Raw genomic sequence first — 23,484 nt, forward strand, 5'->3', positions numbered from 1 at the left:
ACATGATTCATTGAGCTAGCCGGGACCCTGTGGGAGCGGCTTCAGCCGCGAACACCGGCGCAGCCGGTGCCATGCACCGCGCTGGATTCTTCGCGGCTAAAGCCGCTCCCACAGGGTACGCGGACCGCTTGTGAATTCCGTTCTATACGTGACAGCGCAGCCCAAAGGGGTGGGAGCGGCCCAGGCCCTCGGCTTATCGCTCGATCTGGCGGTTCCAGCGCGCGTTCCATTCGGGGCGCTGGGTGTTGACCTGGTCCCAGTCGATGGTCACGGCAGTCTGCAGGTAGGTCTGCATGGCTTCGACCTGGCCACGGGTCTTGTCGCTGGTGGGGGTGTTGGGGTTGGACGGGATCTGGTCACCCAGCTCCAGTGCCGGCGACTGCGCCTCGGGGCTGAGCAGGAACTCGGCGAGCTTCTGCGCAAGTTCCGGCTGGTCGTTGTTGGCCGTGACGCATTCGGCCTGGTTGAGCACCACGGCACCTTCCTTGGGCGCGGCGTACTCCACCGGGATGCCTTTGAGCTTCAGCGCCGTCACCTGGGTGGGGGTGAGCGGGAACAGCGCGGCTTCGTCGGTTTGCACCATTTCCGAGAGCTTGGCCGAGTTGGGGATGTATTCCAGCACGTTCGGGCCCACGTTCTTCTGCCAGGCCGTGAAGCCCGGGTTGACATCGGTATCGCTACCGCCGTGCAGGCGGTTGTACATCAGGAAACCATGCAGGCCGAAGGTGGACGATGCCATCGACTGGAACACCACCTTGTCCTTGAAGCGCGGGTCAGCCAGGTCGTTCCACGAGGTGGGCGCCGCCCAGCCATTGGCTTTGAACAGGCGGCTGTTGTAGGCAAGCCCGGTCACGCCCAGGCTGACTGCGGCGGCCTTGTCCTTGATCAGGGCCTTTTCCGGCAACTGGGCCAAGGTCGGGTTGGGTTTGAGCGTGCTGCACAGGCCCATGCCGATGGCGCGGTACATGATGCCGTCATCCAGCACCATCACATGGATCGACGGCTTGTTCGGCGTGGCCTGGACCTTGGCCAGGATGTCGGCCGAGGTGCCGGGGACAATCACCACCTTCACGCCGTTGGCCTGCTCGAACTTTGGCAGGATATTGTCGCTGAACAGCCGTTCCATGGTGCCGCCGTTCATGCCCAGGTACAGCGTGGGTTGGGCCATGGCGGGCAGGCAGGCGAACAGGCCGGGCACGGTGCAGAACAGGGCGAGCAAACGTTGCTTGTGCGTCATGACAGGTTTTCCTTGTGGTGGTTGGGCTGAAAGCGGTTGATGGAAAAAGCCGCCAGGCTGAGCGTCGGCGCGCCGTGCAGGATGCATTGCGCCAACGCTTCACCGGCAGCCGGGCCTATCTGGAAGCCGGCACCGGCAAAGCCGAAACCATGCAGCAGGCCGGGCTGGTGCAGGCTGGGGCCGAGCACCGGTTCGTCATCGGGCAGGTAGCCTTCGGTGCCGCTCCAGGTGCGAATGGCCTGGGCGCCGGCCAGTGCCGGGTACAGCTCGGTGGCGTTGTGCAGGATGTCGAGCACTGCGGCCTGGCCCGGGCGTGCGGTGGTCGGGGTCAGGGCAAAACCGCGCCCGCCGCCCAGCACGCAGTTGCCACGCGCCACCTGGCGGGCATAGATGCCGCCGCCTTCGACCCCGGTGCTGGCGGTCATGAACAGCGGCAGCGGCTCGGTGACCAGCATGGCTGGGTGGGCCGCGGTCAGCGGCACCGGCTCGCCGAACCGCTCGGCCAATTGCGCCGACCAGGCGCCGGCGCAATTCAACAGCCAGGGCGCCTTGAAGCCTTGGCCGCTGCTGGTGTGTACGCTGAAGTGGTGGCCGTCGTGTCCCACCTCCAGCACCTTGCACTGTTCATGCACCTGGGCGCCGCTGCGCCTGGCCGCCTGGGCGAAGGCCGGTGACACCAGCCGTGGGTTGGCATGGCCGTCCTCGGGGCAGTACGAGGCGCCGACGGCGATATCGCCTACCCAGGGGAAGCGCTGGCGCAGTTCGCGTCGTTCAAACAGTTGCAGGCGAAGGTCAAAAGCCTGGGTACGCCGGGCATAGGCCTTCAAGGCATCGAAGTCGGTTTCGCTGCGGGCCAGCTTCAGGTGGCCGCTGCGGGCGTATTCGCCATCGATGCCGATCCATTCGCGCAGATTCCCCCAGATGGCATGGGCGCGCATCGACAACGGCAGCTGGGCCAACGAGCGGCCCTGGCGGCGCACACCGCCGTAGTTCACTCCGCTGGAATGCGAGCCGCAGAAGTCGCGTTCCAGCAATGCCACTTGCCGACCAGCGCGGGCCAAGGTCAAGGCCGCGCTGCTGCCGATGATGCCGCCGCCGACGATGATGGCGTCCACTTCGATCAGCTTCATGGTTTTATCTCCAGGCCAAAGGGCAGGGGCTTGACCGGTGCCTGGCCACGCAGGCGCCCTACCTGGTCAATGGCCCGACCGCTTTCGCAGGCGATCAACTCGGCGGCAGCTGCACCGCACACGCGGCCCTGGCAGCGGCCCATGCCGACTCGGCACATGGCCTTGACCCGGTTGATTTCCCAGTGCCCGGCACGCACGGTGGCGCGGATTTCCCCGGCGCTGATCTGCTCGCAGCGGCACACGGTGAGCTCGTCCGGGGCTTGCCGGGCCCACTGCTCGGGGAATGGAAAGGCCTGCTCCAGCCCCTGGCGGAAGCGCTGCAAGGTGGCCAGGCGCCTTTCCAGTTGCTGCTGGCGCTGCGGGTTGCCGGGCTTGCCAAGGTCGGCCAGCAGTGTCAGGGCGGCCAGTTCACCGCTCATCTCGGCACCGTCGGCACCGAGGATGCCGGTACCATCGCCCGCCAGGTACACGCCAGGGCTGGTGGCCCGGCCCTGGGCGTCACGTACCGGTAGCCAGGCGCGGTTGAGCACGCTCCAGGCGAATTGGCAACCCAGCAGGTCGGCCAGTTGGGTTTCACTGCGCAGGGCGTGGGCGAATGCCACGGCGTCGCACGGCAAGTCGTGTTGTTGGCCATTGTGCGACCAGCGCACACCGCTGGCACGTTGCTCGCCGTCGATACCCAGCAGGGTCACGCCTTGGTGCACCGGCACACCCTTGCGGGCCAGCCAGGCTCGGTAGTACAGGCCCTTGGCAAAGGTGCCCGGTTGTAGAAGCAGGCGTGGCAGGGCACGCACCTGGGCGCTGAACGGTGAGGTGTCGAGTACCGCGCTGACCGTGGCACCGGCCTTGGCGTACTGGTAGGCCACCAGGTACAGCAGCGGCCCGCTGCCGGCCAGCACCACCCGTTCACCGATCGCGCAGCCCTGGAACTTCAGGGCGATTTGCGCAGCGCCCAAGGTATAGACCCCAGGCAGGGTCCAGCCGGGTATCGGCAATACTCGGTCGGTGGCACCGGTGGCGACGATCACCCGGTCGAACGCCAGGCGGTCGGCCAGTTGGCCCTGTTGCAAGGTGTCCAGCACTTGCTGCTCGGCGTTCCATACCAGGGTGTCCGGGCGGTAGTCGACCTGCCCGCGCAGTTGCTCAAGGGTGGTGTGCACGGCTTGCGCTTTTCCTGCCTCGAAGCCGTACAAGGCTTTGGCCGAGCGGCGAAAGTTGGTCGGCTGTTGGCGGTAGATCTGCCCGCCGCCGCGGCTGGCTTCGTCCAGCAACACCGGGCGCAGGCCGTGGGTTACCAGGGTTTGCGCGGCGCGGATGCCGGCCGGGCCGGCGCCGATGATCACGATCGCACTCATGGCTGGCGCCCCGGGTCGCGGGTCACGCACTGGCCCGGTTCCAGAAAGGTCGAGCAGGCGCGTACCCGACGGCCATCCTGCAGGCGTACCCAGCAGTCCTGGCAGGCGCCCATCAGGCAGAAGCCGGCGCGTGGTTCGGCGCTGAAGTCGCTGCCGCGCAGGTGCCCGGCATTGGTCAGGATGGCAGTCAGCAGGGTATCGCCACTCATGCCTTTGGCCGGTTGGCCGTCGAGCAGGAAGGGCACAGGCTCGCGGTCGTGTTCGGCCACGCGCTTGAACAGAGGCATGGGGGCATTCCTTGTCATTGCTTGCCCACCAGCACGCGGTCCAGGCCATATACGCGGTCCAGGGCGACCATGGTCAGGGCGGTGACGGCGATAACCAGCGCCGAGACGGCGGCCATCATCGGGTCGATGGATTCGGTGGCGTATACGTACATGCGCACTGGCAGGGTCTGGGTGGCAGGCGAGGTGACGAAGATCGACAGGGTCACTTCGTCGAAGCTGTTGATGAACGCCAGCAGCCAGCCGCCGGCCACACCGGGCAGGATCATCGGCAGGGTGACCTTGCAGAACAGCGTGACCCGGCCAGCACCCAGGCTTTGCGCGGCCTGCTCGGCGCTGCGGTCGATACCGATGGCTGCAGCCAGTACCAGGCGCAGCACGTAAGGGGTGATCACCACGACGTGGGCGAACACCAGCCAGGCGAAGCTGCCATTGACCCCCAGCAAGGCGAACAGCCGCAGCAAGGCCACACCCAGAACCAGGTGCGGGATGATGATCGGCGACAGCAGCAGGCCGTTGAGAAAGCCTTGGCCGGGGAAGCTGTAGCGGGTGATCGCCAGGCCCGCCGGCACGGCGATCAAAGTGGCCAGCGAGGCAGCCAGGGCCGCGAGTTTCAGGCTGTTGTAAAACGCATCGAGGAAATCGGCACGCTCGAACACGGCGCTGAACCAGCGCAGCGAGAAGCCGGCGGTGGGCAGGCTGAGGGTGTTTTCCGGGGTGAATGCCACCAGGCACACCACCACCAGCGGGGCGAGCATGAACAGCATCACCAGGGCGTGAAAGGACAGGGCCAGCGGGCCGTTACGGGTCATCGGTTCAGACTCCAAGTGCGCGTTTGTAGCGGCGTTCGACCAGCCGGTTCCAGCTGAGCATCACCAGCAGGTTGATCAGCAGCAGGGCCACGGCGATGGTGGCACCCATCGGCCAGTTCAGTTCGGCCAGGTACTGGTCGTAGATCATGGTGGCGACCATCTTCAGCCGGCGCCCGCCCAGCAGGCCGGGGATGGCGAACGAACTGGCGGCCAGGCCGAACACGATCAGCGTGCCTGACAGCACGCCGGGCATGATCTGTGGCAGCACGATGCGGCGGAACACCGTCCACTGGCTGGCACCCAGTGACAGCGCGGCTTGCTCGGCAGCCGGGTCGAGCTTCTGCAGCGAGGTCCACACCGGGATGATCATGAACGGCAGCATCACGTGGACCAGGCCGATGATCACTGCAAAGGGCGTATACAGCAGCTTCACCGGCTGGCCGCCGAGGGCAGTGATGCCCTGGTTGACCAGGCCGTCGGCGCCCAGCAGCAGGCTCCAGCCGAAGGCCCGCACTACCACCGAAATCAGCAGCGGGGTCAGCACCAGGATCAGGAAGATCGAGCGCCACGGCGCGCCCATGCGGCTGAGCACCAAGGCCTCGGGGATGCCGATCAGCACGCAAAGCAGGGTGACCAGGGCGCTGATCCAGAAGGTGCGGAAGAAGATCTCGTAGTAGTAGGTGTCGGTCACCAGGCTCAGGTAATGGCCGAGGGTGTACTGGCCGGCCTGGATGCCGCTGCTGTAGTCGAACGCGTTGAACGACAGCAGCACGGTCAGCCCCAGTGGCACCACCAGCAAGGCCAGGAACAACAGCAGCGCCGGGCTGCTGAGGCCGTAGCCCCAGGCGCTGCTGCGCAGCTTTGCCGCGCTCATGCCGCCACCTCGCCAGCGTTCAGTACCCGCAGCAGGGCATCGTTCCAGTCCAGGCCGACCTGTGTGCCTTCATCCAGCGGTGTGTTGCCGTCGTTGGCACGCACCACGGCCAGGTTGCCCAGAGCAGTGTCGACCCGATACAGCCACTGGCTGCCGAGGAAGTAGCGGCAGCTGATGCGGCCTGCGAGCCTGCCGCTACCGGCCGGGCCGAGGCTGATTTTTTCCGGGCGCAGGCTGAGGGTCAGCGGGCCCTGGGCATTCGCCTGCGGTTGCCCGCCGGGGCCGGTTACGCCGCGCAGGCGGTTGGCCTTGCCGACAAAATCGGAAATGAAGGGCGTACCCGGGTGTTCGTAGAGGCGGTAGGGGTCATCTACCTGGGTAATGCGCCCGGCCTCCATCACCACCACCCGGTCGCTGATCGACAAGGCCTCGGCCTGGTCGTGGGTGACCATCAAGGTGGTAATGCCGACCTCGTTCTGGATGCGACAGATCTCGAACTGCATTTCTTCACGCAGGTGGGCGTCCAGGTTGGACAGCGGTTCGTCCAGTAGCAGCACCGGCGGTTCGATCACCAGTGCGCGGGCCAGGGCCACCCGCTGACGCTGGCCGCCGGAGAGTTCGCGCGGGTAGCGCTCGGCATGCTTGTCCAGGCGCACCAGCGCCAGGGACTGGTCGACCCGGCGGGCGATGTCGGCGTTGGCCACCTTGCGCATGCGCAGGCCGAAGGCGACGTTGTCGCGCACGGTCATGTGCGGGAACAGCGCGTAGCTCTGGAACACCACGCCCAGGCCTCGGCTGGCCGGCTTGGCGTGGGTGATGTCGCGGCCGTCGAGGACAATGCGGCCGCTGGTGACCTCGACGAAGCCGGCAATCATTTGCAGGGTGGTGGTCTTGCCGCAGCCCGAAGGGCCAAGCAGGGAGACGAACTCGCCTTTCTCGATGGCCAGTGACGAGCTGGCCACTGCCTCCGTGGCGCCATAGCGCTTGCAAAGCTTGTCGATCAACAGAAAGGTCATGGCTGTGCTCCATCGCAAACGGAACCGGGGTCAACCGGCAGTTTCAGGGTGGGCAGAGCGCCAGCGGCGAAAAGCAATGCTTTTACGGACGTTGGCGCTCGCTTCTGTGGCGGCGGCCGATGTTGTGATATCGCCCTATGGACCGGAGAGTAGGGCAATGATTAGGATGGCGACAAAGGGTAATTTCACTGGGTGATAGCTATTTTGAAATTATTCCACTGAATGGAATTTTTAAGGGTTTGACGAAAAATGGATTCCGATAAACGAAATGTGCAGGCCAAGGAAGTAGGTGTCGGTGCGGTGTCGCGTTTGTTCGCCGTGTTGCGTGCGCTGGGAGAATGCGGCGGCGAGGGCGAGAAGGTCAGCCAGCTGGCGCAGCGGGTTGGCCTGGCGCAACCCACAACCCACCGCCTGCTGCGCAGCCTGATTGAAGAAGGCATGGTCGACCAGTGCGAGACCAGCAAGCGCTACCGGCTGAGCCTGGATTTTTTTGCCCTGGCGGCCAAGGCCGGGCAAGCCGGCAACCTGCGTGATGTGGTGCGCCCCAGCCTGCTGCGGCTGTCGGCCTCGTTGGGCGATTCGCTGTTCCTGCTGGCGCGCTCGGGGTTCGATGCGGTGTGCCTGGACCGCAGCGAAGGGCCATACCCGATTCGTACCTTCACCGGTGATATCGGCGGCCGTGTGGCCTTGGGGGTGGGGCAGGGCAGCCTGGCAATCCTGGCCTTCCTGCCGGAGGAGGAGCGCGACGAGGTGATCCGCTACAACCTGCCGCGGCTGAAGGATTTCCACCATTACGACGAAGTCATGCTGCGCGCCGAAATCGACAATGTGCGCAGCCTCGGCTATGCCGGGCGCAATACCGGAGTGCTCGATGGCATGGCCGGCCTGGCGGTGCCGATCCTCGATCGTAACGGCTATGCGGTGGCGGCCCTGAGCGTGGCGACCATCAGCGACCGCCTGGGGCCCAACCGCATGCCGACCGTGGTGGCGCTGCTCAAGCGCGAGGCGACGGCGATTGGCGAACGGGTCAACCCGTTTGACCCGGTGCTGCGCCGGCCTTCGCACGTGTTTGGTTGAGGGCCAGGATTGAGCTCAGTCCATCGTCGCGATGGAAACTGATGGAGGTCGACGCATGGCACCGGCTTTGCCGGTGTTCGCCGGGCCCGCTCCCATACAGGCCTACTCCATCGCCTCGGCCACACCCTGGTCCTCACCCAGGAACCCGCCGCTCTGGTGCTGCCACAACCGCGCATAAGTACCGTTCTTCGCCAGCAGTTCCGCATGGGTGCCTTGCTCGATGATGCGCCCTTCATCCATCACGATCAGCCGGTCCATGGCGGCAATCGTCGACAACCGGTGGGCGATGGCGATGACGGTCTTGCCTTGCATCATTTCATCCAGGCTCTCCTGAATGGCCACTTCCACTTCCGAGTCCAGCGCACTCGTGGCTTCGTCCAGCAGCAGGATCGGCGCGTTCTTCAACATCACTCGGGCAATGGCGATGCGTTGGCGCTGGCCACCAGACAGCTTGATGCCGCGCTCTCCCACCAGGGTGTCGTAACCCGTGTTGCCCTGGCGGTCGCTGAGCTGGCTGATGAAACCATCGGCCTGGGCATTGGCCGCAGCGGCGCGGATCTGCGCTTCGGTGGCATCGGGGCGGCCATAGGCGATGTTGTCGCGAATCGAGCGGTGCAGCAGCGAGGTGTCCTGGGTGACCATGCCGATCGCCGCGCGCAGGCTGTCCTGAGTGACCTTGGCCACGTTCTGCCCGTCGATGCGGATTTCACCACGGTCCACGTCGTAGAAGCGCAGCAGCAGGTTGATCAAGGTGGACTTGCCGGCGCCGGAGCGGCCGACCAGGCCGACTTTTTCGCCCGGGCGAATGTGCAGGCTCAGGTCGTTGAGCACCTGACGCTCGCCGTTGTAGTTGAAGCTGACCTTGTCAAAACTCACCGCGCCCCCTGTGGTTACCAGCTCCACAGCATCCGGCGCATCCTTTACCTTGGGGCCGCGGGTGAGGGTGGCCATACCGTCCTGCACGGTGCCGATGTTTTCGAACAGCGAGGTTATCTCCCACATGATCCAGTGCGACATGCCGTTGATACGCAAGGCCATGGCGGTGATCGCCGCCACCGCCCCGGTACCGACCTGGCCCTGGTGCCACAGCCACAGCGCATAGCCACCGGCAGCGATGATCAAGCCCACCACCAGCGCCTGGTTGACGATTTCGAACTGGCTGACCAGACGCATCTGGCGAAAGCCGGTCTGCTTGAAGTCCTCCATGGCCGCGCGCGCGAAGTGCGCTTCGCGGTTGGCGTGCGAGAACAGCTTCACCGTGGTGATGTTGGTGTAGGCGTCGGACACCCGCCCGGTCATCGACGATCGCGCATTGGCCTGCTCCTGGCCGACCTTGCCCAGGCGTGGCACGAAATACAGCATGGCCAGGCCGAACAGTACGACCCAGGCAATGAATGGCAGCATGAGTTTCAGGGCAAAGCCACCGGCCAAGGCAATGATCGCGATGAAGTACACCCCGATCCCGGGCAGGATCTCGATGACGGTGAACAACACATCGCGTACCGCCAGTGCCGTCTGCATCACCTTGGTGGTGACCCGACCGGAAAACTCGTCAGAAAAGAACGACAGGCTCTGGCGTAGCATCAGCCGGTGAAAGTCCCAGCGCAGCCGCAGCGGCAAGTTGATCGCCAGCACCTGGTGCTGAACCATGGTGCGCAGCGCCACCAACCCGATGCTGACCAGCAGGACGATGCCGATACCCCACAGCACCCGGGTTTCTTCGGGGCCGACGGTACCGCCGGCCTGCCAGGCCGAGAGCAGGTCCACGACCTGGCCGAGAAAGGCGAACAGCCAGGCTTCGTAGATCGATACCCCGGCACTGAGCAGCGCAAGCGCCAGGATGTAGCCGCGTGCGCCCCGGGTGCAGGCCCACATGAAGCGCAACAGGCCAACCGGTGGCGGTGGTACCTCATCAGGTGGGAAGGGATCGAGCCAGCGCTCAAAGATGCGAAGCATGCTTGTCTCCGGAAAATCAATTCTTGCCTGGCCGGTGACCATGACACGCAGCGATATGTCCGCTGTCGCCATGGCAGGCTTGGGCTGCAATGCAGCCCCAGTCAAGCCGGCAACCTTAACTGACAGACACTGACCCAACGGTCGTTGTTAACAAAACTTTGCAAATTATTACATTTCTGTCTGATTTCATTTTGCCTTGGTGCTGTAGGGGTACCCGCAACGAGATCGGGCCTGCAGAGAACGGTCAGCGCCGTGCCGACAACTGCTGCGGTGCCAAAAAAGCATCATGGAAGTAATTGCGTACAGCCTGCATCGCCGGGCTGAACGCCCGTTCCCGGTGCCAGGCCAGCCCAACGCTCATCGGTGTCACCGGGTCGCTGATGGTCACCGTCTCGATACGCTTGCCCTCCAGCGACCAGGGCCGGTGCACCAGGTCCGACAGGATCGCTACACCGCTGCCATTGGCAACCATGCTGCGCACGGCCTCCACCGAACTGGTCCGCACCCGCACTTTCGGCCGCTGCCCGGCCTGTTCCCAATAGCGCATGGCGCTTTGCTCGGCCTCATCCACGGTCAGCAGGATGAACGGCTCGCAGGCCACATCGGCCAGGCTTACCGCCGAGCGCTCGCACAGCGGATGGTTGCCAGGCAGCCACAGGCGGCGTTCGGAGTTGAACAGGGTTTCCGAGACGATGTCCGGGTGGGTGAGGTTGGCGGTGAGTACTACTGCCATGTCGAAACGACCCTCCAGCAACCCTTGCTCGATGGCGCTGCGCTCCTGCTCGTACAGCTCCAAGGTCACATCCGGATGCCAGTGCTCCAGCCGCTGCAGGTGATGGGGCAGGAAGTAGCCGATCACCGTGTAGCTTGCCGCCAGGCGCAGCAGGCCACTGGCGCGCACGTCCGGCAGCGGGCTGTTCAACGCATCGTCCACGCTACGCAGGATCACGTAGGCGCGGTTGAGGAAGTGCCGGCCAGCCTCGGTCAGGCTCATGCCCTGCGCCGAGCGCTGGAACAGCAGCACGCCGAGCATCGCCTCCAGCTCCTTGATCGCCGTGGTCACTGCAGACTGGGAAATGTTCAGGTGGATTGCCGCCTGGGAAATCTGGCCGATCTCGGCGGTGGCGACGAAATAGCGGACCTGGCGCAGGGTCAGTGACACGATAGCTCCCGGGGGTATCTGATTTTCAGAAGACACCCTATCTGTTTATAGATCTTCCCAAGGGGGTGCGGAGAATCTAACGTGGCTTGCATGCAGTCACAAGCGCCAGGAGAGACAGTCATGCAGGTGGTGGATTTCAACTCGGACATGGGTGAGGGCTTTGGCCCGTGGACGATTGGCGACGGCGTCGACAACGAGCTGATGGGCTACATCAGCACGGCCAACATCGCCACCGGCTTCCATGCTGGTGACCCCGGCACCATGCGCCGTACCGTCGAGCGGGCCAAGGCCCTGGGCGTCGCAGTGGGGGCGCACCCTGGGTTCCGCGACCTGGTCGGCTTCGGTCGCCGGCACATCAATGCCCCGGCCCAGGAACTGGTCGACGACATGCTCTACCAGCTCGGCGCCCTGCGTGAAATTGCCCGCGCCCAGGGCGTGCGCCTGCAGCACATCAAGCCGCACGGTGCCCTGTACATGCATCTGGCACGTGACGAAGAAGCTGCACGGCTGCTGGTGGAGAACCTGCGAGTGATCGAGCCGGAGCTGCTGCTGTACTGCATGCCGGGTTCGGTGATCTGCCGCATCGCCCAGGAGCTTGGCCAGCCGGTCATTCGCGAGTTCTACGCCGACCGCGAGTACGACCTGAGCGGTTCGATCGTGTTCACCCGCAATGTGCGGGGCTACGAACCTGGAGCGGTCGCTGAACGGGTGTTGCGGGCTTGCCAGCAAGGCGTGGTGCGCACGGTCGAGGGCCAGGACCTGGCCATCGAATTCGATTCCATCTGCCTGCACAGCGACACCCCGGGGGCGCTCGACCTGGTCGAGGCCACGCGCAAGGCGCTGGACGCTGCCGGTATCGTGGTGCGTGCGCCACGCTGAATCCGTGGGGCATCCGGCAGGTATACGCCGGAGCCCGTGCAATTTGCTTTCGCCTGCCTTTCTGTAAAGACTCCAAGAAAAGGAACAGTCATGGCCGAACCGCTCGCTACAACCCCTATCCGCTACAGCTTCGGCGCCGACGAGCACCTGTTTGCCGAAGTCAGCGAGAGCATGTCGCTGGAGGCCTTTTTCAAGGGCATGGCAGTCACCCGCGCGGTGGAGCGGCTGGCCCTGGATGGCGTGCTGGATGTGTGCCTGGCCAACGCCTCGTTCCAGATTCGCTTCGACCCGGACCGTATCGCGCCGCAGGCACTGCTGGAGGCGGTGCGCGGTGCCGAAGCGCAGGCAGTGGCCGAGCGCTCGTTGCAGACACGGATCATCGAGATTCCAGTGCTGTACAACGACCCCTGGACCCATGAAACACTGATGCGTTTTCGTGACCGCCACCAGGCCCCGGGCAGCACCGACCTGGAGTACGCCGCGCGGATCAACGGCCTGGCCGATGTCGAGGGGTTCATTGCCGCGCACAGCGGCGCGCCGTGGTTCGTGTCGATGGTCGGGTTCGTTGCCGGCCTGCCGTTCATGTTCCAGATGGTCGAGCGAGAGCGGCAACTGCAGGTGCCCAAGTACCTGCGCCCGCGTACTGACACCCCCAAGCTCACCCTTGGCCATGGCGGCTGTTTCGGCTGCATCTATTCAGTGCGCGGGGCAGGTGGCTACCAGATGTTCGGCGTCACTCCGGCGCCTATCTACGACCCGCAGCAGACGCTGAACTACCTGAAGGAGCACATGGTGTTCTTCCGCCCGGGAGACATCGTGCAGTTCAAACCCATTGACCGCCGCACCTACGACCAGGCGGTGGCGGATGTCGAAGAAGGCCGTTTCGACCTGCGCATTCGCCCGGTGGAATTCTCCCTGGACGCGTTCCTTGCCGACCCGGTCGGTTATCCACGGACTCTGCAGGAGGTGCTGGCATGATCAAGGTACTCAAACCCGGCTTGGCTACCTCGGTGCAGGACCTGGGCCGCGAAGGCTACTACCACCTGGGCATCCCGCCGTCCGGCGCCCTCGACCAGTACGCCCTGAGGGCGGCCAACCACCTGGTGGGCAACCCGGCCGGCGCCGCGGGCCTTGAGTGTGCGCTGGTGGGGCCGGAGCTGGAGTTCCAGCAGGATGCCCTGGTGGCGGTTTGCGGGGCGCAGATGCCGGCCTTGCTCGATGGCCGCGAGCAACGCCCGGACACCGCGTTTGCCGTACGTGCCGGGCAGGTGTTGCGTTTCGGCTTCCCTACCGCAGGTGCCCGGGCCTACCTGGCGGTGGCCGGCGGTATCGATGTACCCGAGGTGCTCGGCAGCCGCTCCACCTATGCGTTGGGTGCATTGGGTGGCTTGCATGGGCGCAAGCTGATGGCGGGTGACCTGTTGCCGGTCGGCATGCCCAGTGGCAAGACCCGCGCCGGCGCGAGCCTGCCGATGGCCTTGCGCCAGGCCTTGGGCGGCGAGGTGGTGCTGCGGGTGGTGCCGGGGCTGTATTTTCACCGCCTGACCAAGGCTGCGGTGCAAAGCTTTTTCACCGAAGCCTGGACGGTCGGCTCCGAGGCTGACCGTATCGGCTATCGCTACAAGGGCGGCAGCGCCTTGAGCTTCCAGCCACGGGAGCAGCCGTTCGGGGCCGGCTCGGACCCGTCGAACATCGTTGACAGCTGCTACCCGATCGGCTCGATCCAGGTGCCCGCGGGGCTGGAGCCGATCATCCTGCACCGTGACGCGGTATCGGGTGGCGGCTACGCCATGATCGGCACGGTGATCAGCGCCGACCTGGATCTGATCGGGCAGATGCAGCCCAACCAGCAGGCGCGGTTCCTCGAGGTAAGCCTGGAGGAAGCCCTGGAAGCTCGGCGCTCGTACAAGAAGAAGCTGGGTTTCCTGGCCAGGTTGTTTGGCTGATTGATGTTTGCGGCGGTGCGCCACCCACACAAGGGCTGGCGCAGTCGTTGCAGGAGCGGCCTTGTGTCGCGAAAGGGCCGCCGAGCGGCCCCGGAATTCCGGCATCACAGCGTCCAGACAAGCCAAAAGGAGAAAATTCCTACAGCGCTTTGGGACGCACCACGCTCCTCGAAGAATTGATTCCCCGATAGTGTTCATGTCTTCAGCCTAACTGGAAGACAAGGACCTCTTCATGCCCGGCCCATCTGCTGTTCGTATTGGAAAACCCCAGGCCGCCAACGCTGCCCATGACGTAACCGAAAGCAGCCTGCATGCCATGCTCGATGTCCCGGAGGGCAGCGATTCACCTTATCCACCCGGCCACGGCGGGCGCGCGGATCATGAGGGTTATCCGGCCGACCCGGACTTCCAGCTACGCGGCGGCTTCGCCAACCTGATGCTCGACGCGGCCAACCCGCTGTTCGGCCTGGTCATACGCCTGCGTACGCTGGATGACCTGCCCAACATCGAACAGGTGCACAAGACCCTGCAGATTCAGATCAGCACAATCCGCGAGGAAATACAGCAGCACGGTTATTCGTCGGTGCACCTCGAAGCCTATTCCTATGCCTTGTGCCTTTACCTGGACGAGGCCGTGATGAGTCGCCCCTGGGGGAACAATTCGTGCTGGAGCCACGAACCGCTGCTCAGCATCTTCCATGGCGAAACCCAGGGTGGCGAGAAGATCTTCGTGTTGCTGGAGCGGTTGATGCAGTCTCCGGAGGAGTTCCAGGATGTGCTGGAGTTCCTGTACTTCTGCTTTTGCCTGGGCCTGAAGGGCAAGTACGCCCTGGACCCGAAGTGCGATGAAATCATCAACGCCCTGATTTCGCGGATGCACAAGGTCATTCGTGAACTGCGCGGCCCCACGCCGGAATTCCCGGGCGATCCCTATACCAACGTGGTCCATCGCCCCCACCGTATGCGGCGTCGGGAATGGCCCTGGTGGAGCCCGTTGGTGATCTCCGCCATCGCCATGGTCTGCGCCTACTGCTACTACAGCTACCGTCTGAGCTTGATCACCGCCGAGGTGCTGGAGTCGCTCAACGGCATTTTGCAGCAGTAGTAAAGGGGATCCGCATGCCTAGCCAATCCGACTTGCGCTTCACCTTCCAGCCGCTGGCTGGCCAGATTGACTTCGAGGTGGTTTCGTTCGAACTCGACGAAATGATCAGCTCACCGTTCCAGCTGAAACTGGAACTGATCAGTTTTGAAGACGAGGTCGACTTCGGCCAGTTGCTCGACCAGCCAGTGCTGTTCACGATCTGGCGCGGTGAGCGCCCCCTGCGCTATGTGCACGGCCTGGTCAGCAGTTTCAGCCAGGGTGAAACGGGGTTCTATCGCACTCGTTACCGCGCATTGGTCGAGCCCGTGCTGGCCCGTGCCGGCTTACGTTCGAACTGGCGCATCTTCCAGCAGAAGACCGTGCCGCAGATTCTCGAATTGATGCTCAAGCGCCAGGGCATTGCCCGTTTCGAAATCAACAGCATGGGCGAGCATCAGGTGCGCGAGTTCTGCGTACAGGCCGGTGAAACGGACCTCGACTTCATCGCCCGCCTGGCGGGGGAAGAGGGTTTCGTCTATCGCTTCGAGCACACGCCGAAACATCACCAGCTGGTCATCACCGACCGACTGCTGGCGCTGGGGCAGATCAGCCGAAGCGCGCTCAAGGCCGACGACGAGGATGAAGGCTTCTTCGACGAAGACGACATTGGCCCCGACCAGGTGCTGTACCGCGCCAACAGCGGTGGCGACCAGGCCAGGCCTTGTCTGCGCCGCCTGCGTTACAGCGAACAGGTGCGCACTGCACGTCAGGTGCAGCGGGACTACACCTTCACCAACCCGCAGTACCGGCAGGAACACCGCGCAGGTGACAGTGGCATCACCCATCAGTCCCGGGACTACGAGCGCTTCGACTACCCCGGCCGCTACAAGCGCGATGCGGTCGGTGTACCCTTTACCGCTACCCGCCTGACGGCCCTGCGCCATGACGCCCGTATTGCCGAAGTCGAGGGTGACGATGTGCGGCTGCAACCGGGGCTGAGCTTTACCCTCATCGAACACCCGCGCAAAGACCTCAACGCCCATTGGCGTGTGATGCGTGTACATCACGAGGGCAGCCAGTTCACCAGCCTGCAAGAAGAAGCTGCCGGGGCCGAACAAGGAACGCGCTACTCGCAGGAAGCCGTGCTGGTACCCGGCCGGATCGAATGGCGTCCGGCGCCACTGCCCAAGCCACGCATCGACGGCCCGCACATGGCCACGGTCGTCGGGCCGCCCGGGGAAGAGATCTACTGCGACGAGTGGGGCCGGGTCAAGGTGAGCTTCCCCTGGGACCGGGAGAGCGAGAACAACGAGTTCAGCTCCTGCTGGGTGCGCGTGTCGCAAGGCTGGGCCGGCGGTAGCTGGGGTTCGATGGCTATCCCGCGCATCGGCCAGGACGTGATCATCCAGTACGTCAACGCCGACCCCGACCAGCCGATGATCACCGGGCGTACCTATTGCGGCGACCAACTGCCGCCGTATGACCTGCCCGAACACAAGACCCGCATGACCATCAAGAGCCAGACCCACAAAGGCGATGGTTTCAACGAGCTGCGCTTCGAGGACGAACTCGGCAAGGAAGAAGTGTTCATCCATGCCCAGCGGGACCAGAACAATGTAGTCGGCAATGATGAGACCACGCGTGTGGGGCGTAATCGTGTCGAGCAGGTCGGCAATGATGAGCACTTGAATATCGGCAATGACTTCCGCCAGGAAACCGGGGGTGACCATACCCAGCTCATTGGGCAAACCTGCCACGTAGACATCAAGCAGGACCTGATCGAGAAGATAGGCAACGACCGTAGCGAATCAACAGGGGCCAATCACCGGGCCCTTGTCGGGAAAGACGCCGAGCTGGTCGTCAAAGGTACGCAAAAGGTCACCGTCGGGCAGGGCATCGAGCAACATACGACGATCTTTCAGCTGCGCGCCAGTGAGCGCATCGAGTTCAGAACCGCGGGCGGCAGCATTGTGCTGGACGGGCAGGGCATCACCATCAACGGGCTGAAGCTCGAGCTGTTGGGGCAAACCAGCGCGGCTGCGTCAGGGGCTGGAAACAGCCAGCCACTTACGCTTGCGCCTGACGCCAGCAACAAGTGCGAGGCCAAGGCCTGATGCGCACTGACAACCTGGCGAGGCTCATCGAAAGCCATCATGGGGCGCACTTGTACTGCCATGTGCTGATAGATCCGCTTGCGACTGCTCACGATGGCGACCACACCGTGCTTGCCCCGCTGCGCAATGCCCTGGGTGAGCAGGCATTGACCCGTGTGCACCGGGCCGACCTGGCCCATGCCCCCCAACTGCATCCCGTACTGGTCTGCCTGGCTTCGCCCGGCATGGTCCCCAGTCGCCGTCTGCTGGAACTGACCGCCCGAGCGGCGCAGAGGGCGTTGTTTCAGCAACGGCGTTACCTGTGTGGCTGGCTGTTCAGTGAGGCGCCTTCGGCCGCTGTCGCGTCCCATCTCACGGCCTTGTGTCGGCTACCCGATTCCAATCGGGAATTTGGCTGCTACCCGGTCTACGAGCCCATCCGTCTGGAGTTGCTTGCGGCGACGTTCGAGCGGCTTGAACAAGGCCCATGGTGGCCGATCAGTGACTGGTTGTTCCTGAGTAGCGGTGGGAGGTTGGCAAGCCTGAAAGGGCAGAGCGGGCAGCGACACCCTTTGCCGACCCCTGCGCGGCGAATTCAGGATGACGTGGGGCTGATCGAACGTGTGCTGGCTATCTGGAGAGTGTTGCGGGCGGGTTCGCAGCACATCAATCAGTGTCAGATTCCACCGTTTGCTGCGGTGCGTGCTTCGAACCATATCGATGATGCACGCAGGTTGGGCCTGAGCGCGATGGAGGACATCGTGGCCTTCGCTCTCCATCACCTGAGCATTCATCCGAGGCTGCATACCGTACCTGTGGTGGGCGAAATGATCGATGCAGCGGCCAGAGGCCAGGCGCCTCTTGCCGCGTTGCTCGCCCGTTACTCCGAGGCGCAATGGCGCCAACTGATCGAATGCCTGCCGAAATCCGAGAGTCGCTCATGACCATCAGCCAACGTATTGCCCTCGCGATCGCCGAAGCCGGGCTGCCGCACGACCAGTGCATGTTCTGCGAGCGCCAGGGCCTGCCGATCCTGCCGCTGCGTCGCGCCCTGGTGCCCGATACCCGCCCCGAGTGTGTCTCCACCGTGGCGGGTAACCGGCATATCTCAACAAAGATCGGCTTGCGCACCTTGCGCAGGGGCTTCCTGTATGTGCTGCTCGACCAGCAGGTCTGGCATGCCTATGCCGTCAGCGAGCAAGGTCATCTGCGCCGCTTCAACCCCTACGAGCCGCCAGATGGCCCGCCTTCGCCGCTGCCCGAAAAATGCGTGAACGCAGATCACGACATTCCTTCGGCCTTTCTCAACCTCGATACCGGCAGGTACACCAGCGCCTGGCTGGCCTTTTCCAGTGATGCCTGGCCGGTGAGCGTGCTGAACGCCTACAAGAGCGGCGCGTCGCCTGCGCATCGCTTCCAGGGCCTGGACCTGATTCAGGCGCGCAACAATCCCGAACTGCTGGGCATCGCCATGACGCCCGATAAGCTTGGGGTCGACCAGCAGGTGTTCGAGTACGCCCAGCATGGCTGTGCTCCCTTCGACAGTGCGCATGGCTTCCACAGCCGCTGGTTGCGCCGGTTCGCCCTGCGCGGCTATCTGGTCAATGCGATCAACCGGCACAAGCTGGAAAACGGCGTGCTGGCAGTGGTGCTCGACGACACTGTCGGGCTGATTCAGGAGTACAACCATCAGCGGCTGAACTGGGTACTGAAGCGTCAGGCCTGGCGTGAAGACCCGATGCGCGCCTATCAGCTGCAGACCTCGCAGATCCTGCAGATCATTCGTGCCACGCACAGGGAATGGGCGGCGCAGAAGGTGCCGTCGCTGGAACCGATGACGGGTGATGGGCCGCCGGTGTTCACCGACCCGGCAGTCGAGCGGCAGCTGTTGGTCGAGCGTGCACAGCAGGAGAGTGACGAGCGGCTTGAAGAGCGCTACCACGAACCGCAGCGGGCCGCGTTCCAGGCTGACTATGAGCAGCAGGAACGTGAGTTTCAGCGTTACATCGACAAGGACGCGCAGGCGTACGTTGCCTTGTTCGATACGCCCATGTTCAAGGTGGCCGAGGCATACGACTACGACGGTAACGATCGTGAGTCCGGGGTGGCCTACGCCAAGACCATGGCACTGTGCCTGGGCGGTGGGGTTACGGAAGCTGTCGTCCCCCGCCTTGAACCGCATGTTCCCGCTTCCGGCACCAGCGAACTGCTCTGGCTGAAATGGCTGCAGGACCCTGACAGCCCGCCCTACCGCGCCTTGCTGATGCGCGACCAGGCACTGCTGGCCGGGCTGCTGCCCAGTTTCTCCGCCACAGAAGCGATCAACTGGAACGACAGCGACAAGCTTTACGGCATGCTGAGCAAGATCATCGCCAGCGATGACGCCGGCTTGCGCACGCGCAATACCCTAAAGCAGGCCATTGCTGAAACACAGGGCGCACTCAATGCGGCCAGTCAGCGGCTGGCGCCATGTGTGTCGCCCGGCATTCAGAAGGCCGTGCGGCATCTGAACAGCGCCACGCAGTTTCTCTACAACGGCGTGCACCTGATCGAGCTGGAAGTGAAGATGAAGCTGGGCGAGTACTACGCCTTGCAGAGCGCCCACCTTCGGGAGTTGCAGCACAAGGCCAGTGCGTCGATCGCCGAGGCGCGGGACCGGATGCGCCGCAATATCGATGACTTCGAGTTTGGCTCGATGAAGGCCATGCGCAAGGTGCGGCCGATCATCCAGCACGGGTTGATGAGCCTGGCCGTGCTCGACCCGCGGTTCACCAATTCGATGATCAGCGTGACGGTGTGGGTAGAGGGCAAGGCCGAGGAAGTGCATGGGCGGCTGTTCAAGGAGGCCAGCATGGGGGTAACCCAGGCGAGCAGCGCGGCACAGCTTGCCTTGGTGAATATCTCGGTGGCGGCGGGGACGTTGGAAACCGATGCGCGCAGGTTGTTGCACGGGATGAAGATCACGACGCAGCAGGCGGCTCGATTGGTAAAAACCGGTTTTTCTGGGTTGCGCGGGATTGCTGGCAGCTGGGAGGTCCTGCTGGCGATAGGCGGGTTGTATTTACAGCAGGACAGCCTGGGCAGGAATCAGGAAAAGGCGGAAACGGAGATCGGGCCGAAGGCGCATGAGGCCAGGTTGGCGTTGCAAGGATCGCAGTTGGGCCTGTTGGGAGGGCAAATCGAACTGGTTGGGCTCATTTTGAGATCAAGTGCTGGTCCACTGAATTTGGGGTGGGCAAAGGGTGTTGCAGCCAGTGGGGGGGCCTTGATAAGGCTTGGTGCTTTGGTGAGTGCGGTTGCAGGGGTCTTTGATACGGCTCAAGCAATCAAGGCCATGAAGCGCACCGCCGCTGCGGGTGATGATGCAGCGAGGAGCCAACACTTCTTTTCCTTCCTCTTATATGGCTCGGGCACTATGGTGTTTAGTGTTGCAGTACTCAAGCCCTTGTTTTTCGGCCCGTTGGGACTAGCGATAGCCCTCACGCTTGCTGCTTATCAACTAAGCAAACTCGCTCAGGAAAATGAATCAACGGATCTGGAGCGGTGGGTAAGGCGATGCTGCTTTGGAACAGCAAACGAAAAGCCGAGCATTCATTGGAATGCTCCAGAGCATGCGGATATCGCGTTCGCCGAACTCAATGCTGCTACGCTAAGCGTTCAGGCGAAGTTGAGTTTTGAGTCGCGCTTGGCCACTGATCCAAAACTTCCGAAAATCGGTGGCTTGATTAGTGTCGAAATAATTAGAAAGCTAAAATTCTTGATCGCATTGCCTATGTACGATGAGCGGTCCTCGGGATATCGCTGGAAATTGATTGTGCATCGTCAAGGTGACGGCAATCACCCTGATTACGTTGGCGGGGAAACTATTGCTTCGGGCAATTTCTTTGCAAACGCTGAAGAACCTCTCTCACCGTCCTCTTCATTTTCCAGCTTTGCATCGCCACGGATCCCCGATCACGACCGCAGTATTTCAATTAGCGAGAAGCAGAAACCTTCTTCTACTGGACTCTGTCAGTTAGAGATTTCTGGCTCGATATCGCTCATGGCGACTATAGGAAAACACACGATTCTGGCAGCTACGCTGTTGGTGATGTACTGGCCGGATCGGAGCTTGCCAAGTGGGTACATTGAGATTTGTGTCAGGGAGATTAACGAGTGAAGCGTGATGGTAAAGTTCTGTGGGAGCGTGCTTTAGGGTGGAGCCATGACCTTCCCAAGGTGGATGAAGTGCCAAAGTGGCGGAAAGTGTGGGCGAACGTCAAACCGTCGCCCAACTATTTCGATGATGTTTATCTCGAGTTGCCACGGAGCAGCACCATCCTTCGAGGCGTTATATTCCTGATCGGTGTTCCGGGTCTGCTTTTTCTTTTTGGGATGGCGCTTTACTTGTACTGGGATTTGTTATACGCCGACTGGCGGCGCGACTGGCTGATGAACCTATCAATGGTGATTATCGGTCCAGCACTACTATGGGTTTTAATTCCTGACATCAAGCTTGATCTCGTTGCCCCTAGAGATGAACCAATTCGCTTCAATCGACTTCGCCAAAAGATATATATTTATGAGTTTCGATATGACCGCATATTCATCTTCAGTCGCAAACGATGGGGCGTCAAACCGGTCGCCTACAACTGGGACGACGTAACCGCCGAAGTCTACCGAGTTTACGCCCCCGGCCACGGTGGCCTGATCGAGAACGTCATGCTGTCGATCCGCAACCCGGAAACCAACGAAGTCATCGACCGCGTGTTCTTCACCTATGACCTCTACCAAGGCGAAGCCTACTGGGCCATCGCCCGGCTATTCATGCAGCAAGGCCCCGAAGCCCTGCCGAAGTTCGTGCACCCACCCCGTGACTGGAACGATGACGATGGCCTGAGCCACATGCATTGCCTGGCACCCAAGGTTAATTGGCCAGAGGAGATAGACCGTGAATCTCGCACCGGGCCATCAGAAGGAGAGGCCCAATGAATCCTGTCGTACTTGTAGGCCATCGACATGTCTGTCCGCTGCATGGCATCAACGAGGTAGAAAGCGGCAGTGCAACGTACATCTTCAACGGCAGGGCGGTTGCCAGGGTGGGGGATCGGACCACGTGCGGCGCCGTGATCGAGAGTGGAGCCGAGCATTTCCTGATTGAAGGCGCGGCCGTGGCGCGTAAAGGTGACCGGACGGATCACGGTGGTGTGCTGGAGGAGGGCGATGATGGGTGGATGCTGGACTGATCAAATGTCTCTTGTACAAGATCGGGCCCAAAGATCTCTGTGCGGCTTTGGCCGCGAACACCGACGCAGCTGGATGGGGTTGCTATCTCGGTATTGACACCGAGTGCGCCGCGCCACCATTATCCAGCCATATCCACGCAACGGGCTTGCCGGCATGTCCATTTCCAACCACGCCATTTTCGCTTCGGGCTTCATCGCCCAGGCAGGCGCGTGCGTTGCCGTTGCCAAGAAATCCAAGAAACAGCCGCTCATCTGACCGAGGCGCGCTGTCTCGTCAGGTGGGCTGACGAGACAGAAGGCGCCAGGTATCCCTGCCAGACCACTTCGACTCTCCGCCCTGCTGACGCTGACTTTCGGTCAACATCAGGAGTTTTTGCATGTCGAATTTCCGTGGTATCTGGATTGCCCTCGTCACGCCATTGCGCGCTAATGAAGTCGACTTCGCCGCCCTGGAAAAACTGGTGAAGAAGCTGCTCGAAGAGGGTGTGGCCGGTTTTGTGGTATGCGGTACCACGGGCGAGGCGGCGGCGCTGTCCAAGGCCGAACAACTGGCCGTGCTGGATGCCGTGCTGGCCTGGGTGGAGCCGGGCAGGGTGGTGATGGGCCTGTCGGGCTACAACTTGCGCGAGCTGTTGGCCTTCCAGGCTGAAATCCAGCGGCGTGAGATTGGCGGGCTGCTGGTCCCTGCGCCGTGCTACATCCGGCCTTCGCAGGCCGGCATCGAAGCGTTCTTCAGCACCGTGGCAGATGCCGCCAGCGTACCGGTGATCGTCTACGACATACCCTACCGCACCGGGGTACGTATCGAGCGTGAAACCCTGCGCCGCATCGTGCGCCACCCGCGCATCGCAGCGGTGAAGGACTGCGGCGGCGACAGCGAGACCACCATGGCCCTGATCCAGGACGGCCACGCCCAGGTGCTGGCCGGTGAGGACGTGCAGATCTTCAACAACCTGTGCCTGGGTGGCGCAGGGGCCATTTCGGCTTCGGCGCATGTGCGGGCCGACCTGTACGTGCGCATGCTGCAGCAGGTCGACCATGGCGACTGGGTAGCCGCGCGCGGCACGTTCTACCAATTGCTGCCTTGGATAAAGATGGCCTTTGCCGAGCCCAACCCGGCTGTGGTCAAGGCGGCCTTGCAGCTACAGGGGCTGATGAGCGACGAACTGCGAGAGCCCATGCAGCCGTGCACCGAGATGACCCGGGGCAAGCTGCAAGGCGTGCTGGATTCGCTCGGTGCTTGAGATAGAACGGCACATAACTCATTGAATCAGCAGGGCCCCTGTGGGAGCGGCTTTAGCCGCGAACACCGGCGCAGCCGGTGCCATGCAGCGCGTTGGATTCTTCGCGGCTA

At 63.0% G+C, this 23,484-nt stretch carries 21 protein-coding genes; 12 read left to right on the plus strand and 9 right to left on the minus strand.

What is annotated here, in order from left to right:
- Positions 1-193: 193 nt before the first annotated feature.
- From QN085_RS10570 to QN085_RS10600, 7 genes are read right to left on the minus strand one after another with little or no spacing between them, the layout of a single operon-like run.
- Complete coding sequence (locus tag QN085_RS10570) at positions 194-1,237, minus strand: ABC transporter substrate-binding protein (RefSeq protein ID WP_013972112.1); 1,044 nt, start codon at positions 1,235-1,237, stop codon at positions 194-196.
- Entirely contained in the window at positions 1,234-2,367 is a 1,134-nt protein-coding gene (locus QN085_RS10575; protein ID WP_038409324.1) for an NAD(P)/FAD-dependent oxidoreductase, read from the minus strand. Before QN085_RS10575 ends, QN085_RS10570 begins: the two co-directional genes overlap by 4 nt.
- The gene (locus tag QN085_RS10580; protein ID WP_024086801.1) at positions 2,364-3,722 is read right to left on the minus strand and encodes an FAD/NAD(P)-dependent oxidoreductase; all 1,359 of its coding nucleotides are present in this window, start codon (positions 3,720-3,722) and stop codon (positions 2,364-2,366) included. The genes QN085_RS10575 and QN085_RS10580 overlap by 4 nt, the downstream gene beginning before the upstream one ends.
- A complete protein-coding gene (locus tag QN085_RS10585; protein ID WP_003260558.1) occupies positions 3,719-4,009 on the minus strand; it encodes a (2Fe-2S)-binding protein in 291 nt (96 codons plus the stop codon). The genes QN085_RS10580 and QN085_RS10585 overlap by 4 nt, the downstream gene beginning before the upstream one ends.
- A 14-nt stretch (positions 4,010-4,023) precedes the next feature.
- On the minus strand, positions 4,024-4,818 hold the full coding sequence (locus tag QN085_RS10590) for an ABC transporter permease (protein WP_025339622.1): 795 nt from the start codon (positions 4,816-4,818) through the stop codon (positions 4,024-4,026).
- A 4-nt stretch (positions 4,819-4,822) separates the two neighbouring features.
- Positions 4,823-5,692 carry an ABC transporter permease gene (locus tag QN085_RS10595; protein WP_013972117.1) on the minus strand — a complete coding sequence of 290 codons (870 nt, stop codon included), beginning with the start codon at positions 5,690-5,692 and terminating at the stop codon, positions 4,823-4,825.
- Complete coding sequence (locus QN085_RS10600) at positions 5,689-6,708, minus strand: ABC transporter ATP-binding protein (RefSeq protein ID WP_013972118.1); 1,020 nt, start codon at positions 6,706-6,708, stop codon at positions 5,689-5,691. Before QN085_RS10600 ends, QN085_RS10595 begins: the two co-directional genes overlap by 4 nt.
- 249 nt (positions 6,709-6,957) lie before the next feature.
- Here QN085_RS10600 and QN085_RS10605 point away from each other — a divergent pair, with 249 nt between their 5' ends.
- Positions 6,958-7,785 carry an IclR family transcriptional regulator gene (locus QN085_RS10605; protein ID WP_023661551.1) on the plus strand — a complete coding sequence of 276 codons (828 nt, stop codon included), beginning with the start codon at positions 6,958-6,960 and terminating at the stop codon, positions 7,783-7,785.
- Between the two features lie 102 nt (positions 7,786-7,887).
- On the opposite strand, the gene QN085_RS10610 is transcribed toward QN085_RS10605, so the two are convergent.
- Positions 7,888-9,741, minus strand: coding sequence for an ABC transporter ATP-binding protein (locus QN085_RS10610; protein ID WP_041506080.1), 1,854 nt, complete (start codon positions 9,739-9,741; stop codon positions 7,888-7,890).
- A gap of 244 nt (positions 9,742-9,985) precedes the next feature.
- Entirely contained in the window at positions 9,986-10,903 is a 918-nt protein-coding gene (locus tag QN085_RS10615; RefSeq protein ID WP_023661550.1) for a LysR family transcriptional regulator, read from the minus strand.
- Positions 10,904-11,023: 120 nt separating this feature from the next.
- On the opposite strand from QN085_RS10615, the gene QN085_RS10620 reads away from it, so the two are divergent.
- From QN085_RS10620 to dapA, 11 genes are all read left to right on the plus strand, one after another.
- Positions 11,024-11,782, plus strand: coding sequence for a 5-oxoprolinase subunit PxpA (locus QN085_RS10620; RefSeq protein ID WP_013972122.1), 759 nt, complete (start codon positions 11,024-11,026; stop codon positions 11,780-11,782).
- 90 nt (positions 11,783-11,872) lie between these two features.
- Complete coding sequence (locus tag QN085_RS10625) at positions 11,873-12,760, plus strand: 5-oxoprolinase subunit B family protein (RefSeq protein WP_024086807.1); 888 nt, start codon at positions 11,873-11,875, stop codon at positions 12,758-12,760.
- On the plus strand, positions 12,757-13,728 hold the full coding sequence (locus QN085_RS10630; RefSeq protein ID WP_023661548.1) for a 5-oxoprolinase subunit C family protein: 972 nt from the start codon (positions 12,757-12,759) through the stop codon (positions 13,726-13,728). Before QN085_RS10625 ends, QN085_RS10630 begins: the two co-directional genes overlap by 4 nt.
- A 232-nt stretch (positions 13,729-13,960) precedes the next feature.
- On the plus strand, positions 13,961-14,833 hold the full coding sequence (gene icmH, locus QN085_RS10635; protein WP_041506079.1) for a type IVB secretion system protein IcmH/DotU: 873 nt from the start codon (positions 13,961-13,963) through the stop codon (positions 14,831-14,833).
- Positions 14,834-14,847: 14 nt separating this feature from the next.
- Complete coding sequence (locus QN085_RS10640) at positions 14,848-16,926, plus strand: type VI secretion system Vgr family protein (RefSeq protein ID WP_023661545.1); 2,079 nt, start codon at positions 14,848-14,850, stop codon at positions 16,924-16,926.
- Positions 16,926-17,849, plus strand: coding sequence for a hypothetical protein (locus tag QN085_RS10645; RefSeq protein WP_023661544.1), 924 nt, complete (start codon positions 16,926-16,928; stop codon positions 17,847-17,849). Before QN085_RS10640 ends, QN085_RS10645 begins: the two co-directional genes overlap by 1 nt.
- Positions 17,846-21,064 (plus strand): T6SS effector BTH_I2691 family protein, encoded by a 3,219-nt coding sequence (locus QN085_RS10650; RefSeq protein ID WP_023661543.1) that lies wholly within the window; start codon positions 17,846-17,848, stop codon positions 21,062-21,064. Before QN085_RS10645 ends, QN085_RS10650 begins: the two co-directional genes overlap by 4 nt.
- A complete protein-coding gene (locus tag QN085_RS25845) occupies positions 21,061-21,876 on the plus strand; it encodes a DUF6708 domain-containing protein (RefSeq protein ID WP_023661542.1) in 816 nt (271 codons plus the stop codon). Before QN085_RS10650 ends, QN085_RS25845 begins: the two co-directional genes overlap by 4 nt.
- Entirely contained in the window at positions 21,873-22,130 is a 258-nt protein-coding gene (locus QN085_RS10660) for a PAAR domain-containing protein (RefSeq protein WP_023661541.1), read from the plus strand. The genes QN085_RS25845 and QN085_RS10660 overlap by 4 nt, the downstream gene beginning before the upstream one ends.
- A gap of 103 nt (positions 22,131-22,233) precedes the next feature.
- Positions 22,234-22,386: a hypothetical protein gene (locus QN085_RS10665; protein WP_023661540.1), complete on the plus strand. Its 153-nt coding sequence runs from the start codon at positions 22,234-22,236 to the stop codon at positions 22,384-22,386.
- Positions 22,387-22,507: 121 nt separating this feature from the next.
- Entirely contained in the window at positions 22,508-23,374 is an 867-nt protein-coding gene (gene dapA, locus QN085_RS10670; RefSeq protein WP_023661539.1) for a 4-hydroxy-tetrahydrodipicolinate synthase, read from the plus strand.
- Positions 23,375-23,484: the final 110 nt, after the last annotated feature.

The sequence above is a fragment of the Pseudomonas sp. M2(2023) genome, assembly GCF_030263955.1.
GTDB classification, from domain to species: domain Bacteria; phylum Pseudomonadota; class Gammaproteobacteria; order Pseudomonadales; family Pseudomonadaceae; genus Aquipseudomonas; species Aquipseudomonas asiatica.